12 protein-coding genes are annotated in these 14,998 nt (G+C 63.3%); 9 read left to right on the top strand and 3 right to left on the bottom strand.

Features of this window, described 5'->3' with window-relative positions; all coding sequences use genetic code 11:
* Positions 1-306: 306 nt before the first annotated feature.
* The 7 genes from BUC04_RS00115 (at position 307) to BUC04_RS00085 (ending at position 7,971) form a co-directional block, all read left to right on the top strand.
* Positions 307-2,892: a glycoside hydrolase family 3 protein gene (locus tag BUC04_RS00115; protein WP_067664623.1), complete on the top strand. Its 2,586-nt coding sequence runs from the start codon at positions 307-309 to the stop codon at positions 2,890-2,892.
* Between the two features lie 192 nt (positions 2,893-3,084).
* Positions 3,085-3,414, top strand: a complete 330-nt coding sequence (locus tag BUC04_RS00110) for a hypothetical protein (RefSeq protein ID WP_143165478.1) — start codon at positions 3,085-3,087, stop codon at positions 3,412-3,414.
* Between the two features lie 39 nt (positions 3,415-3,453).
* Positions 3,454-4,344: a LysR family transcriptional regulator gene (locus BUC04_RS00105; protein ID WP_067664627.1), complete on the top strand. Its 891-nt coding sequence runs from the start codon at positions 3,454-3,456 to the stop codon at positions 4,342-4,344.
* A 115-nt stretch (positions 4,345-4,459) separates the two neighbouring features.
* Entirely contained in the window at positions 4,460-4,858 is a 399-nt protein-coding gene (locus BUC04_RS00100) for a hypothetical protein (protein ID WP_067664629.1), read from the top strand.
* Positions 4,859-4,946: 88 nt separating this feature from the next.
* On the top strand, positions 4,947-6,401 hold the full coding sequence (locus BUC04_RS00095; protein WP_067664631.1) for a radical SAM protein: 1,455 nt from the start codon (positions 4,947-4,949) through the stop codon (positions 6,399-6,401).
* A complete protein-coding gene (locus BUC04_RS00090; protein WP_067664633.1) occupies positions 6,398-7,267 on the top strand; it encodes a DUF547 domain-containing protein in 870 nt (289 codons plus the stop codon). Before BUC04_RS00095 ends, BUC04_RS00090 begins: the two co-directional genes overlap by 4 nt.
* On the top strand, positions 7,264-7,971 hold the full coding sequence (locus tag BUC04_RS00085) for a class I SAM-dependent methyltransferase (RefSeq protein WP_067664635.1): 708 nt from the start codon (positions 7,264-7,266) through the stop codon (positions 7,969-7,971). Before BUC04_RS00090 ends, BUC04_RS00085 begins: the two co-directional genes overlap by 4 nt.
* A gap of 549 nt (positions 7,972-8,520) precedes the next feature.
* On the opposite strand, the gene BUC04_RS00080 is transcribed toward BUC04_RS00085, so the two are convergent.
* Both BUC04_RS00080 and BUC04_RS00075 read right to left on the bottom strand, forming a co-directional pair.
* Positions 8,521-9,534, bottom strand: coding sequence for an endonuclease/exonuclease/phosphatase family protein (locus BUC04_RS00080; protein ID WP_067664643.1), 1,014 nt, complete (start codon positions 9,532-9,534; stop codon positions 8,521-8,523).
* A gap of 80 nt (positions 9,535-9,614) precedes the next feature.
* A complete protein-coding gene (locus tag BUC04_RS00075; RefSeq protein ID WP_067664645.1) occupies positions 9,615-9,989 on the bottom strand; it encodes a PH domain-containing protein in 375 nt (124 codons plus the stop codon).
* 143 nt (positions 9,990-10,132) lie between these two features.
* Between BUC04_RS00075 and codB the strand changes: the two genes are divergently transcribed.
* Together codB and BUC04_RS00065 are read left to right on the top strand one after the other, a co-directional pair.
* Positions 10,133-11,377, top strand: a complete 1,245-nt coding sequence (codB, locus tag BUC04_RS00070; protein ID WP_067664647.1) for a cytosine permease — start codon at positions 10,133-10,135, stop codon at positions 11,375-11,377.
* 2 nt (positions 11,378-11,379) lie between these two features.
* The gene (locus BUC04_RS00065) at positions 11,380-12,648 is read left to right on the top strand and encodes a cytosine deaminase (RefSeq protein WP_067664649.1); all 1,269 of its coding nucleotides are present in this window, start codon (positions 11,380-11,382) and stop codon (positions 12,646-12,648) included.
* A 64-nt stretch (positions 12,649-12,712) separates the two neighbouring features.
* Here the strand turns inward: BUC04_RS00065 and BUC04_RS00060 are convergent, their stop codons facing one another.
* Positions 12,713-14,986, bottom strand: a complete 2,274-nt coding sequence (locus tag BUC04_RS00060) for an acyl-CoA dehydrogenase (protein WP_067664651.1) — start codon at positions 14,984-14,986, stop codon at positions 12,713-12,715.
* Positions 14,987-14,998: the final 12 nt, after the last annotated feature.

Here is a 14,998-nt window from a genome sequence, read left to right as displayed (position 1 = left end):
TGCCTAGCCACTGACCAAGGCCCGGCAGCAAGCACACACCCGGCTCTTGCTATACGTTGAAGCGACCCGTTCGGGCTGCCTTCGTTGATGCCAGGGTTTGACGCTGTAAAAACCGAGCCGACAACCGCCATTGGCCTATTGACACCGGTTCGCTCCACTGGCAAAAATGTAAGCGCTTTCACAAACTAATAAAGCAGTCCCAGATCGTCAATCATAATAATCACTTGTGAATTTCGGCTCAGCAGCTCGATCCCCTTGCCGGTGATTTGAACGAGACGATGTGGTGAAAGGATAAAGAGGAAACGCATGGATCACGCAACACGCCCCGTGACGGGGTTACTTCGCAGCAGCGTATTGGTTTCAGCCGCCCTGTTGGCGGCCTGCAGCGGCACCGACAAGCAAGCTGTCTCGGCAACAGAGTCAGGCAATGTGGACACGCCGCCGAGCAAGAACATCGAGATCTGGCCGCAACTGGCGATCCCCGGACAGAACGATCCGGCCATCGAACAGCAGGTCGCGTCACTGTTGGCCCAGATGACCCTGGAGCAGAAGGTCGCGCAGATGATCCAGCCGGAGATCCGTGACTTTACCGTCGAGGACATGCGCAAGTATGGCTTTGGCTCCTACCTCAACGGCGGCGGTGCCTTCCCCAACAACGACAAACACGCCACCCCCGCCGACTGGATCGCCCTGGCTGAGGCGATGTACCAGGCCTCAATGGACGACAGCGAGGACGGCATCGCCATCCCCACCATGTGGGGTACGGATGCGGTGCACGGCCACAACAACGTGATTGGCGCCACCCTGTTTCCTCACAACATCGGCCTGGGTGCGGCCCGCAACCCGGCGCTGATCGAACAGATCGCTGCCATCACCGCCAAGGAGGTGATGGCTACCGGTATCGACTGGGTGTTCGCCCCCACCGTCGCCGTGGTGGAGGACGACCGCTGGGGTCGCACCTATGAAAGCTACGCCGAAGACCCGGCGGTGGTGCGCGACTACTCCCGCGCCATCGTCGAAGGTCTGCAGGGCCGCTTCGACCAGGACTTCCTGTCTGATCAACGGGTGGTCTCCACCGTGAAGCACTTCCTCGGCGATGGCGGCACCGAGTTTGGCGAGGACCAGGGCAACAACCTGTCCAGCGAACAGAAGCTGTTCGACATCCACGCCCAGGGCTACGTCGGCGGCCTGACCGCCGGGGCGCAAACGGTGATGGCCTCCTTTAACAGCTGGCACGGCAAGAAGATCCACGGCGATGAGTACCTGCTGACCGACGTACTCAAGACCCGCATGGGCTTTGATGGTCTGGTGGTGGGCGATTGGAATGGCCACGGCCAGATCGCCGGCTGCCGCAACGACTCCTGCCCGCAGGCGATCAACGCCGGTCTGGATATCTTTATGGTTCCGACCGACGCCTGGAAGCCGCTGTACTACAACACCATCGAGCAGGTTCGTAACGGTGAGATCAGCCAGGCTCGGATCGACGATGCGGTCAGCCGGATCCTGCGGGTTAAGTTCCGCGCCGGCCTGTTTGACAAGCCCAGCCCGGCCAACCGTCCCCTGTCCGGTCGCACCGAGCTTATCGGCCACGCCGATCACCGGGCCGTGGCCCGCCAGGCGGTACGTGAGTCCCTGGTATTGCTCAAGAACAACGATCAGCTGCTGCCGCTCAAGCCGGGTCAAACCGTGCTGGTGGCCGGTGACGGCGCCGACAACATCGGCAAGCAATCCGGCGGCTGGTCCATCACCTGGCAAGGCACCGGCAACCAGAACAGCGACTTCCCCGGTGGCAGCTCCATCTATGACGGCATCAACGAGGTGGTCCAGGCCAGCGGCGGCCGCACCCTGCTGCGCCCGGACGGCCTGTTCGATGCCGCTGAGCAGCCCGATGTCGCCATCGTAGTGTTCGGCGAGGACCCTTACGCCGAGGGCAACGGCGACATCGATAACCTGGAGTACCAGCGCGGTGACAAGCGCGACCTGGCGCTGCTCCAGTCGCTCCAGGCTCAGGGGATCCCGGTGGTGTCACTGTTCATCAGTGGCCGTCCGCTGTGGGTGAACCCGGAATTCAATGCCTCCGACGCCTTTGTCGCGGTGTGGCTGCCTGGCACCGAGGGCGCCGGCGTTGCCGATGTGCTGTTTACCGATGCCCAGGGCGCAGTCCGTTACGACTTCCACGGCACCCTGCCCTTCTCCTGGCCGGCCACGCCACAGCAGGCGGTGGTGAACTTCTACGATGATCGGGAAACCCCGCTGCTGCCCTACGGCTTCGGCCTGAAGTATGGCCAGCCCAGCACCCTGGCCAATGACCTGTCCGAGGACAGTGGCTACGATGCCAGCCTGCTGGCACCGCGCCCGCTGTTCCAGCAAGGGGTGAAAGACCCCTGGCACATGGTGATTGGTACCCTGGCAGGCGATAACCTGGATGCCGAGGCGATCACCTCTAACGTGCAGAGCCACGGCTCGGTGGCCATCCGTACCATCGACCGGGTGATCCAGGAAGACGCCCGCCGGGTGGTGTTCGATGGCAAGGGCAACGGCATCGTCAGCCTGCAGGGCAACTTCCCGGTCGACCTGCGCGCCTTCAGTGAGGCCAATGGCCGCCTCAGTGTCGAGGTGAAGGCCGATGCGCCCCTCACCCAGCCGCTGCAGTTGAGCATGCTCAGCGAGGAGGGCGTCCGCCGTGGCATCGACATCGCACCGCAGCTTAAGGGCACTGAATGGACCACGGTCACCGTGGATCTGCACTGCTTTGCCGAGCAGGGCATCAACCTGGCCCGGGTGTTCTCGCCCTTCGGTTTAAGCAGCCAGGCCGCCGCTAAGCTGAGCTTCGGTGAGGTGCTGCTGCTGCCCGGCAGCGAGCAGCCCGCCACCCTGACCTGCCCGCAGTAACCACGGCCCTGAGTACAAAAAGAGGAAGCCCCGGCTTCCTCTTTTTATTATTGACTGAACCTTCAGCCCCACTTCGCCCACCCCATCTCACTCATCAGCCTGCGCTCAGGCAACAACCGCTTACAAGGTACAGCCGCGGTTCAGTTGAGTCCGATATCCTGCCCGGCCTGACCCCAATGACAAGGAAGTGTCGTGTTGCTGCAGTTGGATTGCGCTCACCCCCCATGGTCTCTCTCCCTGCTGGAGGAGGGGCTGCTCGGCACCATCGGCCCCTATCGTCGACGCGTACCGCTGCTGATCCCGCCCGATTTTCTGCCCTCCCTGGTGCGTTGCCTCATCCAGTGTGACCGCTCCAGCCACAGCCGTTTCGTGATCAGCTGGTACACCGACGCCAAAGATGTGGTGGTGATCGCCACCGAGCCAACAAAAGAGCCAGTGCGTGGGTCGGGCCTGGTGCGCTACCTGGACCCAGAACTGAAACCGGCCGTTGAGACCCCGGTGCTGTTCCCCTTTATCATTTAGATTTAGAATCCTAGTCAGTCTCTTTGATAAGGAATGGCTATGGTCAATCTCAGCTGGCTGCAAACCTTCTGCACCCTGGTGGAAACCGGGCACTTCACTCGCACCGCCGAAAAGCTGGCAATGACCCAACCCGGGGTATCGCAGCAGATCCGCAAGCTGGAGCAGCACTTTGGCCAAAACCTGCTGCAGCGGGAGGGCAAACGCTTTCGCCTCACCGACGCCGGCGAGCAGGTTTATCGTCAGGGGCGTCAATCCCTGGCCCAGCTGAGCCAGCTGGAGCAGAGCCTGGCCACCGACGACCCCTACCAGGGCCACTGCCGGCTGGCCTCTCCCGGTAGCCTGGGGCTGAAGCTCTACCCCCTGTTACTGGAGCAACTGGTCAGTCACCCCGGTCTCAGCCTGGATTACCGCTTTGCTCCCAACGACGGCATCGAGCGGGACCTGTCGGAACGACGGCTGGACCTGGCGTTGATGACCCGACCCAGCGCCTTGGCGGAGCTGCGCTGCGAGCCCTTCGCCAGCGAGCAACTGCTGCTGGTGACCCCGTCTCACTGCCACGAGGTGGATTGGCCGACCCTGCAATCCCTGGGCTTTGTTGGCCACCCGGACGGCGAACACCACGCCCGACTGCTGCTGGGGGCCAATTTCCCCCAGTTTGAACAGGACGATCCGCTACCGCTGCGGGCCTTCAGCAACAACATCGGCACCATTCTCGCCCCGGTGGCCCGGGGACTGGGCTTCACCGTGCTGCCCGCCAACGCCGTCCAGGCCTTTGCCCCCCAAAGCGCGCTTCGCATCCACCCTCTGCCCAACCCGGTGGAGGAGACGGTGTACCGGGTGCAGCGGCGCTACCAGGCCCTGCCCAAGCGGTTTGAGCTGCTGCTGGAGACCATGGCCGGCGCCCTGATGCCAGCGCAGCACCCGATCTAATTGCCGAGCAATAACAGCACCCTTGGTCGACGCCCCGGGAAAAGCCCGGGGCCGTTCAGCTGCGGTTCACCTTGTTGCAAATAGGATGCATTTTTTTATCCATCAGGTGCATGTTATGCAAAGCTCTACCCTCAACTTGGCGGAAAGCGAACAGGATCGACTGGCACAACTGGGGGCCTTTCACGAGGCGGCCCGACTGCTCTCCTCCCTGCCGACCCTGGGCACCATCTGGCCGCCGGACGCCGATGGGATCATCCAGCTTTGTAGTGCCAACCTGGAGCTGGCCATCCAGGCTCGCTGGAATGACGACCTGGCACAGCCGGAGTTCACCATCGTCCAGCACCACCAGGGCAACCCTATGACCAAGCCGGAGCAATTGGTGGGCCACCCGGCCCTGGTCGCCTACCTCAAATCCCGCCTGCTGCGCTCGCAACAGCGCAACCAGTTCCAACTCTCCCTGGTCGTCGGCGCCATCACCGGCCTGCTGGCACTGGCGCTTATCAGCGTCGACTGACCCTGCCCTGCTCCACCTATCCTTTGGCAATGAAAGCCTAAGGGAGATCCGCCGGTCTTCCTTAGCACTGAGCCACAAGGAGGCAGCCATGGCCGCCGAACGTCCCTACCAGTTCTACGACACTGCTGTCTCGCTCTGTCCTCACTGCCTGCGCCGGGTTGATGCCAAGATCGTGTTCCAGGATGGCGCGGTCTGGATGCTCAAGCGCTGCCCCGAGCACGGCGCACAGAAGGTGTTGATCAGTGACGACATCCCCTACTACCGCGCCTGTCGAGAGACCTATCTGAAGACCCCGGAACAGAGCCGCTGCTACAACACCCCCAGCCGCTACGGCTGCCCCTATGACTGCGGGATCTGCCCGGATCATGAGCAACATGGCTGCATCCTGCTGGTGGAGATCACCGATCGCTGTAACCTGCGCTGCCCCACCTGCTACGCCCACTCCGGCCCGGAGCGGCTCAGCCACCGGCCGCTGACGCAGATTGAGCGGATGCTGGACCGGGCGGTGGCCAACGAAGGCGAGCCCAACGTGGTGCAGATCTCCGGCGGCGAACCCACCCTGCATCCGGAGTTCTTTGAGGTGCTGGATGCCGCGCTGGCCCGGCCGGTGGGCCACCTGATGGTGAACACCAACGGTGTTCGCCTGGCCCGGGATCCGGCCTTTGTCGAGCGGCTGAGTCAGTATCGTGACCAGGTGGAGATCTACCTGCAGTTCGACAGCCTGGAGAGCGGCCCGCTGCTGACCCTGCGCGGCGAGGACCTGACCCAGACCCGCCAGCGGGCACTGAGCGCCCTGGCCCAGATCGGCATGCCGGTGAACCTGGTCTGTACCCTGCGCCGGGGCGTCAACGACAAGGAGCTCGGTGCCATCGTCGAGCATGCCCTCTCCTGGCCCAACGTGCGCGGCGTGGTGTTCCAGCCGGTGCAGGCCGCCGGACGACTGGAGCAGTACCCGGACGGCTACCAGGTCGACCGCGATCGCCTGCCGCTGTCTGAGGTACGTCGTCGCCTGCTGGCCCAAAGCGATCGTTTTATCCCCGAGGACATCATTCCGGTGCCCTGCCACGCCGATGCGGTGGCCATGGCTTATGGCCTGCGCCAGGGCAATAACCTGATCCCGCTGACCCGGCTGGTGACCCCTGAACTGCTGATCCAGGCGGCGGGCAACACCATCAGCTACGAGCAGGAAACCGGGTTGCAGCAGAGCCTGTTCAACCTGTTCTCTACCCATCACAACCCCCACTCCCAGGGGGAGGCCCTGTCTGAGATGCTCAACCAGGCTGAACAGCCCAGTTTGGCCAGCACCGATTACGGCCAGGTGTTCCGGGTGATGATCGTCGAGTTCATCGATGCCCATAACTTCGATCTGCGCTCGATCCGCAAAAGCTGCGTTCACATCGTCCACCCGGACGGGGAGCGGGTGATCCCCTTCGATACCTACAACCTGCTCTACCGTGACCAACTGGAGCAGCAGGTGTTGGCGCCGCTGCGGGACGCCACCCTGCCCATGGGTGGCCCCATTAGCCTGGGAGGTGGCCGATGAAACTGATGGTGGCGATGCTGACTACCCTGGTACTGGCCGGCTGTGCCACGTTAACCGGCCATACCCAGTTGAACCTGGACCATCAATCCACCCTGCCCAGCCAGGGCATCGATCACGCCCCGTTTGCCCGACTGCTGGATCGCTACCTGGATGAGCAGGGCCGAGTACACTACCAGGCCTGGTTTGACAGCCCCGAGGACCGGGCCGAGCTGGATCGCTACCTCAGCCAGGTGGCTCAGATCAGTCCCGAGAGTGATCCCGACCGCTTCCCCACCCCGGCAGACCGTCTGGCCTACTGGGTCAACGCCTACAACGCCTGGGTGATCAAAGCGGTGCTGACCCACTGGCCGCTGGAGTCGGTGCAGGATGTCACCGCCCGGGTCGAGCTGGTGCGGGGCTATGGCTTCTTCTACAGCCTGCAGATCCAGGTGGGGGGCGAGACCACCAACCTGTACAAGCTGGAGCGGGACAAGATCTTAAAGCGCATCGAGGAGCCCCGGCTGCATTTCGTCCTCAACTGCGCCAGCACCAGCTGCCCACCGCTGCGGCCTATTCCGCCCGCCAGTGAGGACATGGAGGCCACCTTGCAGCAGGCCAGCTGGGACTTTCTCCGTCAGGCCGACGGGGTTCGGGTGGACCATAGCAGTCGCCAGGTTCGGGTTTCGGAGATCTTCGACTGGTACCAGGAGGATTTTGTCCGTGGCAGCGACCAGCTCGGGCTGGACTACGACAACGACGACCAGGCGGTGATCCGCTACCTGCAGGCCATCGCACCGCCGGAGATGCAACCGGCATTGTCCGAAGCGGATAGCTACCAGCTGGTGTACTTTGATTACGACTGGTCGATCAATCAGAGTCCGCCATGAACTGCTGCGTCGCCCTCTATCGCCTGCCCTGGCTCAACGAATTGCTGCAGGGCCGGTTTCATCCCGGTGGTGAAGCGCTAAGCCTGACCCTGGCCCAGGGTTGCCTGGTTCACCGCGACAGCCGGGTGTTGGACCTGGCTGCCGGCACCGGCCAGACCGCACTGAGCCTGCAGCAGCAACTGGGCTGTGAGGTGATCGCCCTGGATGCTGGCCAGGTCGACCCGCAATCCCAGCTGACCCAATTGCAGGCCGACGCCCATACCCTGCCCCTCGCCGACCAGAGCATGGATGCGGTGCTGTGTGAATGCGCGCTGAGCACCTTCGCCCAACCGCTGCAGGTGTTGAAGGAATGCTACCGGGTGCTCAAGCCCCGGGCCTGGCTGGGACTGAGTGATATGGTGCTGACCGAGCCACTGCCCGACGCCCTCAACACCACCCTGACCCAGGCCCTGTGCCTGTCTGGTGCCCGCAGCCCGGAGGCGACCCAGGCCCTGCTCCAACAAGCGGGCTTTGGCTCGATACGCTACCGCGACTGCCACCAGGAGCTGCGCCAGTTCGTTGCTCAGATCCGCCAGCGGCTGGAATGGCTGCCCGCCCCCACCGCCTTGCAGCTGCAGGCAGCACAGTTTAGTGAATTGGCCGAGCGCATCGAGGCCGGCCAGATCCGCTACGGCGCCTGGTTCGCCCGGAAAGAAAATACCTAGTACTCACCGCCCACCACCTGGCATTCAAAATCCAGTACCCAGCACCTCGCGCCTAGCACCTGGCGCCTATCGCCTATCGCCTATCGCCTAGTACCCATCACCTAGCACCTAGCGCCCAACACCTAATACCCAGCACCTAGCACCCATCACCTAGCACCTAGCACCTAGCACCTAGCGCCCATCACCTAGCACCTAGTGCCCAACACCTAATACCCAGCACCTCGCACCCAGCACCTAGCACCTAGCACCTAGCACCTCGTACCTAACACCCAGCACCTAGCACCTAGCACCTAGCACCTAGTACCCAGCGCCTAGCACCTAGCACCTAGCACCTAGCACCCAGCACCCAGCACCCAGTGCCTAGCACCTAGCACCTAGCACCCAGCACCTCACACCTAGCACCCAGCACCCAGCAACCAGCACCTAGTACCTAGTACCTAGCACCTAGCACCTAGTACCTAGTACCTAGTACCTAGTACATAGTACCTAGTACCTAGTACCTAGTGCCTAGTACCTAGTGCCTAGTGCCTAGTGCCTAGTACCTAGTACCTAGTGTCGCACCTCAATGTCCATCACCACCGCCGCATGATCGCTGCACTGGCGGTCCGCCTCGCCATCCGGTCGCACCAGGTGGCGGTCCGCCACCCAGGCATCGGCCACCGAAGCCAAACTCTGGGGGGCGGCCGAGTCGAAATCCCCCGACAGAAGCACATGATCAATCCGACTGCCGTGGGGGCCCCAGTAGTGGGTCGGCACCGGGGCGGAGCGGCTGCCCTGTGCCTTGGCCAGCTCGAATCCGTCGGCCAGAGCCCACTGGGCCAGGTGCGCCTCCAGTGCCTGCTCCGACATGCCCCAGCCCGGCGGCAGCAGCGGTCGACGCAGACTGCGTTGGAACAGCCGCAGGGTCTCCGATTGGGGCTGGTCGTTGAAGTCCCCCAGCACCACCAGGGGGCCGGGCCGGGCCTGCAGCGCCAGGGTGGCCATCAATACCGCCGCCTCCTGGCCCCGTTGCTGGGCGGAATGCCAATGCCCAAGGCGGGGCCTCAGCCACAATTGCGACAACGGCGAGTCATCCTGCGGCGGGTCGGGCAGGTCTGGACGGGCGGATTTGAGGTGCACCACCACCAGTTGCAGTGGGCCAAAGCCCGGCAGGTTCAGCTCCACCCAGAGTGGATGGCGGCTGAAGGCAAAGTCCGGCAGCGCCAGCCATTGCAGCACCCGGGGGTCCGGATGCACCAGTCGCGCCTGGCGGATTGGGAAGCGGCTGGCCAAGGCCACCGGCGGGGAGAAATGGACAAACTCGTCCTGTTTGGCCTGGTCCAGGCAAACGAAGTGAGTCAGGCCCAGGGCATGGCATTGCTGGGCCAGGGCATTGGGGCTGAACACCTCCTGCATCGCCACCACGTCCGGTGCCAGTTCCGCCAGGTAGCGGTGCAACCAGCCCTGTTTGCGCTGCCACTCCAACGCACTGTAGATGTTGGCCTGCTCGTAGTAGGCCCCTGGCGGCGCCAGGTAGTTAAACAGGTTTAAGCTGGCAAGCCGAAAGCCGGACAGAAGGGACACTACAAACCTCTTGAAAACCCTTGGGACTGTGCCCTTAACCTACGGCCTGGGGCCGGTGGATACCAGCCCCACCGACGCCGTTACAGCACCAGCTCCGCCAGCGCTTTTTGAATGCCCACCACGTCGGTGCCACGCTTAAGCTCCCACTCGATCGGCTCCTTATGGCCGGAGATCCAGATCTTCAGCTCCGCTTCCATGTCCAGACGACCTGCGGTTTCCACCCGGAAGCTGGTGATCGATTTAAAGGGCACAGTGTGGTAGCTGACCTTGCTGCCGGTCATCCCCTGTTTGTCGATCAGCAACAAGCGTTTGTCGGTGAACACGAACAGATCCCGCACCACCTTATAGGCCAGTTGCAGCTGCTCTTCCGAGGCCAGCAGCGGCTCCAGCTCCTCCTTAAGTTCCTCCAGATCGACCTCACTGGCGTTGCCCATCAGGGCGTTCAAAAATCCCATCCTTGCTCTCCTTGTGGTTTGGCACTGTCCCAGTTTCGTGACCCCGGGCGAAATTAGCAAGCCGCCGACTTGAACGCAGCTCAGCATGCTCTAGACTGCCTCGCAATTTGCCCAGCCCTCACACCACAGGAGATCCCGGACTCATGTCGGCGGATACCGAATACGGCCTGGAACCCGTTCCCAGCCACGCCCGAAAGCCCTTCCTTTCCCTCACCCTGGTGATGCTCGGCCTCACCTTCTTCTCCGCCAGCATGTGGACCGGGGGAGCCTTGGGCACCGGACTGGATCTCAGCCAGTTTCTCTGGGCGGTGCTGCTGGGCAACCTGTTGCTGGGGGCGTACACCGCCACGCTGGGCTACATCGGCGCTAAGACTGGGCTCTCTACCCACCTGCTGGCACGCTACTCCTTTGGGGTGAAGGGCTCCTGGCTGCCCTCCGCTCTGCTCGGTGGCACCCAGGTGGGTTGGTTTGGGGTCGGCGTCGCCATGTTTGCCTACCCGGTGCAGAAGTTCACCGGCGCCGATGCCCACATCCTGGTAATGGTGGCGGGGCTGGCGATGACCGCCACCGTCTACTTCGGCATCTCAGCGCTAATGGTGCTGTCGGCCATTGCGGTGCCGGCCATCGCGGTACTGGGAGGCTATTCGGTCTACCTGGCCAGCGACAGCATCGGCGGCTGGTCCGCCTTTGCCGCTCTGACCCCGGAGGAGCCCATCGACTTCAACCTGGCCCTGGCGATGGTGGTGGGTTCCTTTATCAGCGCCGGTACCCTGACCGCCGACTTTGTCCGCTACGGTCGCAGTCCCAAGGCGGCGGTGCTGATCACCCTGATCGCCTTCTTTATCGGCAACTCGCTGATGTTCCTGTTCGGCGCGGCCGGTGCCGCCGCCACAGGTCAGGCAGACATCTCCGAGGTGATGGTGCTGCAGGGGCTGCTGGTCCCCGCTATTATCGTCCTGGGCCTGAACATCTGGACCACCAACGACAACGCTCTGTACGCCTCCGGCCTGGGCTTTGCCAACATCACCGGCTTTGACGCCAAGAGCCTGTCGATGCTCAACGGCCTGCTCGGTACCCTGTTCGCCATGTGGCTCTACCACAACTTTGTCGGCTGGCTGACCTTCCTCTCCGCCGCCATTCCACCCATCGGTGGTGTACTGATCGCCGACTACCTGCTCAACCGGGCCCGTTACCGCGATTTTGCCAACGCCCAGTTTGCCTCGGTGCGCTGGAGTGCCCTGGCGGCGGTGGCCATTGGCGTCGGTGCCGGTCACCTGCTGCCCGGCGTGGTGCCGATCAACGCGGTACTGGCGGCGGCCGCCAGCTTTGTGCTGCTCAGCCGTCTGGAGGATACTAGGGCTCAAACCGTTAACAGCGAAGGGGCTTAACCATGCGGATCATCAACCTACGCCTACCCGACCGTGAGGGCCTGTGGCAGATCCTGGGGCACAACGGGGTGATCCAGGCGATCGAGCCAATGACCGCTGCGGTGGATAGCGAAGGGCCGCAGCTCGATGGCGAACAGGGCCTGGCGGTGCCACCCTTTATCGAGCCGCATATCCATCTGGACACCACCCAGACCGCCGGCCAGCCCAGTTGGAACCGTTCCGGCACCCTGTTCGAGGGGATCGAGCGCTGGGCCGAGCGCAAGGCCCAGCTGACCATCGAGGATGTGCAGGCCCGGGCCCGCCAGACCCTCAAATGGCAGATCGCCAACGGCGTGCAGTTTGTCCGCACCCACGTGGATGTGTCCGACCCCGAGCTGACCGCCCTCAAGGCGATGATCGCCCTGCGCGACGAGATGAAGCCCTGGGTCACCCTGCAGATCGTCGCCTTTCCCCAGGAGGGGATCCTCTCCTTCCCCAATGGCAAGGATCTGCTGCGTCAGGCGATGGAGCTGGGCGCCGATGTGATTGGGGCGATCCCCCACTTCGAGTTCACCCGCGAATACGGAGTGGAATCACTGCACTACATGTTCAACCTGGCGGACGAATTTGACGCCCTGGTGGACGTGCACTGTGATGAGATCGACGATGAGCAGTCGCGCTTTGTCGAGACCCTGGCCACCCTGGCACTGGAGCGAGGCCTGGGCCACCGGGTCACCGCCAGCCACACCACCGCCATGCACTCCTACAACGGCGCCTACACCTCGCGGCTGTTCCGGCTGCTGAAGATGTCCGGCATCAACTTTGTCGCCAACCCGCTGGTGAACATTCACCTGCAGGGCCGCTTCGACAGCTACCCCAAGCGCCGCGGCGTGACTCGCGTGCCGGAGATGTTGGCGGCGGGGATCAACGTCTGCTTTGGCCACGACGACGTGTTCGATCCCTGGTACCCGCTGGGTACCGCCAACATGCTGCAGGTACTGCATATGGGGATGCACGTGTGCCAGATGATGGGCTACGACCAGCTCAACGACAGCCTCAAGCTGATTGGTCAGCACAGCGCCCGCACCCTGCAGGTGGAGTCGGAGTATGGCATTGAAGTCGGCAAGCCGATGAGCCTGCTGGTGTTGCCGGCCGAGAGCCAGTTCGACGCCCTGCGCCGCCAGGTGCCGGTGCGCTACTCCATCCGCCAGGGCCGGCTGCTGGCCCAGACCCAGCCCGCCCACACCGAGCTGATGCTGGAACAACCGGAAACCCTCGACTTTCGTCGCTAGGCGCAAACCCGGCCAGATAAAAAAACACCGCCAAAAGGCGGTGTTTTTGTTTGCGATATTGCCGTTACAGCTTGGCAAACTCGTCCACGTCGATCGCCTTGCGTACCAGGGCCTGGGCTGCCAGTAGCCCCTCGGCCTGCTCGGCGCTGAGGATCTCCGCCTCCTGGGCCAGGGTCAGCAGCTCGGCATCCACCGGACGCTTAGGCAACTGACCAGCACGCTGGGCTTTCTTCAGTGCCTTGTACAGCGGGGCATTGGCCTGCTGGGCCAGGAACGCCTGCTCAACCTCGGCAACGCCACCCTCATCGCTGTCCAGCAGTTGGCACAGGTGGGTGATGCGATTGCGCACACAGCCAGGCTGGGACACCGCCTTCACCACGGCCTTGGCCTGATCGTCGCTGGGGCCATGGTGGTGGTTGCCCAGCGGCATCACCAGGATGCGGCTCAGCCAGGCCACCGGGCGGTTGGGGAAGTTACGCAGAGCCTGAGCCAGTGCCTCGCGGGCCTCTTTCAGACAGCTCTCCAGGGCGTACTCCACCAGCGGCAGATCCCCCTGCTGGCGACCGTCCATCTCGTAGTTACGCAGCACGGATGAGGCCAGATAGAGCTGGCTGAGCACATCACCCAGGCGGGCCGAGATCATCTCACGGCGCTTGAGATCGCCCCCCAGGGTCAGCATCGCCAGATCAGAGACGATGGCCAGGTTGGCTGAGAGTCGGGTCAGCTGCTGGTAGTAGGGCGCGGTCGGTCCGGCCACCGGCTTGTCGGCAAAGCGCGAGCCGGTCAGGCCATGGAACAGCGACACCACGGCGTTGCGGGTGGCGTAGACCATGTGGGACATCAGCAGGCTGTCGAAGCGGGCCAGGCCCTTATCGCTGTCGCTGTCGGCTACCGCCTCCATCTCCGCCAACACATAGGGGTGACAGCGGGTGGCACCCTGGCCAAAGATCATCAGGTTGCGGGTGAGGATGTTGGCCCCCTCCACGGTGATGGAGACCGGGCTGGCGATGTAGTTCAGGCCCAGGTAGTTGTTCTTTCCTAACTGGATCCCTTTACCGGCCTGGATGTCCATGGCGTCGTTAATTACCTGACGGCCCAGTTCGGTCATGTGGTACTTGGCGATGGCGGTTACCACCGAGGGCTTCTGTTTGCTGTCGATGGCGGTCAGGGTCAGCTTACGGGCCGACTCCAGCAGATAGGTGTTGCCGGCGATACGGGCCAGGGCTTCCTGCACCCCCTCGAACTCACCGATGTTGACGCCAAACTGGCTGCGCACACCACAGTAGGCGCTGGTGCTGCGGGTGGCCATGTGGCCGGTGGCGGTGGCCAGCGCCGGCAGGGAGATCCCACGCCCGGCGGAGAGACACTCCACCAGCATGCGCCAGCCGCGACCGGCGTACTCAACGCCACCGATGATCCAATCCAGCGGAATGAAGACCTCGTTACCCCGGGTGGTGCCGTTCATAAAGGCCATGCCCAGCGGGTTGTGGCGGTTGCCGTTCTCCACCCCCGGGTGGGAGGTGGGGATCAGGGCACAGGTGATCCCCAGGTCTTCCTGTTCACCCAGCAGGCCATCCGGGTCACGCAGCTTAAAGGCCAGACCCAGCACCGTGGCCACCGGTGCCAGGGTGATGTAACGCTTGTCCCAGGTGAGGCGGATCCCCACCACCTCTTCGCCCTCGAACTCGCCCTTGCAGACGATGCCCTGGTCCGGGATGGAGCCCGCATCGGAGCCCGCGGTGGGGCCGGTCAGGGCAAAACAGGGGATCTCGGTGCCATCGGCCAGAGCCGGCAGCCAGCGATCCTTCTGCTCCTGGGTGCCATAGTGGGCCAGCAGCTCACCGGGGCCTAAGGAGTTGGGCACCATCACGGTCACCGCCACGCTCAGCGAGCGGGTAGCGATACGAGACACGATGGTGGAGTTGGCGTAGGCGGAGAACTCCAGGCCACCATAGGATTTAGGGATGATCAGGGCAAAGAACTTCTCTTTGCGCAGGAAGGTCCACATCTCCTTCGGCATGTCGCCGTCGCGGACGATCTGGTAGTCGTCGATCATCGCCAGCAGCTCGTTCACCGGGCCATCGAGGAACGCCTGCTCCTCCTCGGTCAGACGATTGCTGGGGTAGCTGTGCAACTGGTTCCAGTCCGGGGCGCCGCGGAACAGTTCACCGTCCCACCAGACGTTGCCCGCCTCCATCGCTTCCCGTTCGGTTTGCGACAGCGGCGGCAACACCCGCTTCATAAAATCGAAGGCCGGTCGGGAGATGACCTGTCTCCGGATGTCCTTGATACCAAATATCACTACCAGGGCAATGATGAGCAGAAACAGCAAGGTCATGGGATATCCTTA

The sequence above is a fragment of the Ferrimonas marina genome (assembly GCF_900129905.1).
In the GTDB taxonomy this organism is placed as follows: Bacteria; Pseudomonadota; Gammaproteobacteria; order Enterobacterales; family Shewanellaceae; genus Ferrimonas; species Ferrimonas marina.
This window is presented reverse-complemented; position numbering and strand designations above follow the sequence as displayed.

Excerpts from the sequence above, each read along its gene's own strand:
- BUC04_RS00075 (WP_067664645.1), bottom strand. The coding sequence starts at position 9,989 with ATGGGATTTTTGAACGCCCTGATGGGCAACGCCAGTGAGGTCGATCTG.
- BUC04_RS00085 (WP_067664635.1), top strand. The coding sequence starts at position 7,264 with ATGAACTGCTGCGTCGCCCTCTATCGCCTGCCCTGGCTCAACGAATTG.
- BUC04_RS00090 (WP_067664633.1), top strand. The coding sequence starts at position 6,398 with ATGAAACTGATGGTGGCGATGCTGACTACCCTGGTACTGGCCGGCTGT.
- BUC04_RS00065 (WP_067664649.1), top strand. The coding sequence starts at position 11,380 with ATGCGGATCATCAACCTACGCCTACCCGACCGTGAGGGCCTGTGGCAG.
- BUC04_RS00100 (WP_067664629.1), top strand. The coding sequence starts at position 4,460 with ATGCAAAGCTCTACCCTCAACTTGGCGGAAAGCGAACAGGATCGACTG.
- BUC04_RS00095 (WP_067664631.1), top strand. The coding sequence starts at position 4,947 with ATGGCCGCCGAACGTCCCTACCAGTTCTACGACACTGCTGTCTCGCTC.
- BUC04_RS00115 (WP_067664623.1), top strand. The coding sequence starts at position 307 with ATGGATCACGCAACACGCCCCGTGACGGGGTTACTTCGCAGCAGCGTA.
- BUC04_RS00060 (WP_067664651.1), bottom strand. The coding sequence starts at position 14,986 with ATGACCTTGCTGTTTCTGCTCATCATTGCCCTGGTAGTGATATTTGGT.
- BUC04_RS00105 (WP_067664627.1), top strand. The coding sequence starts at position 3,454 with ATGGTCAATCTCAGCTGGCTGCAAACCTTCTGCACCCTGGTGGAAACC.
- codB (WP_067664647.1), top strand. The coding sequence starts at position 10,133 with ATGTCGGCGGATACCGAATACGGCCTGGAACCCGTTCCCAGCCACGCC.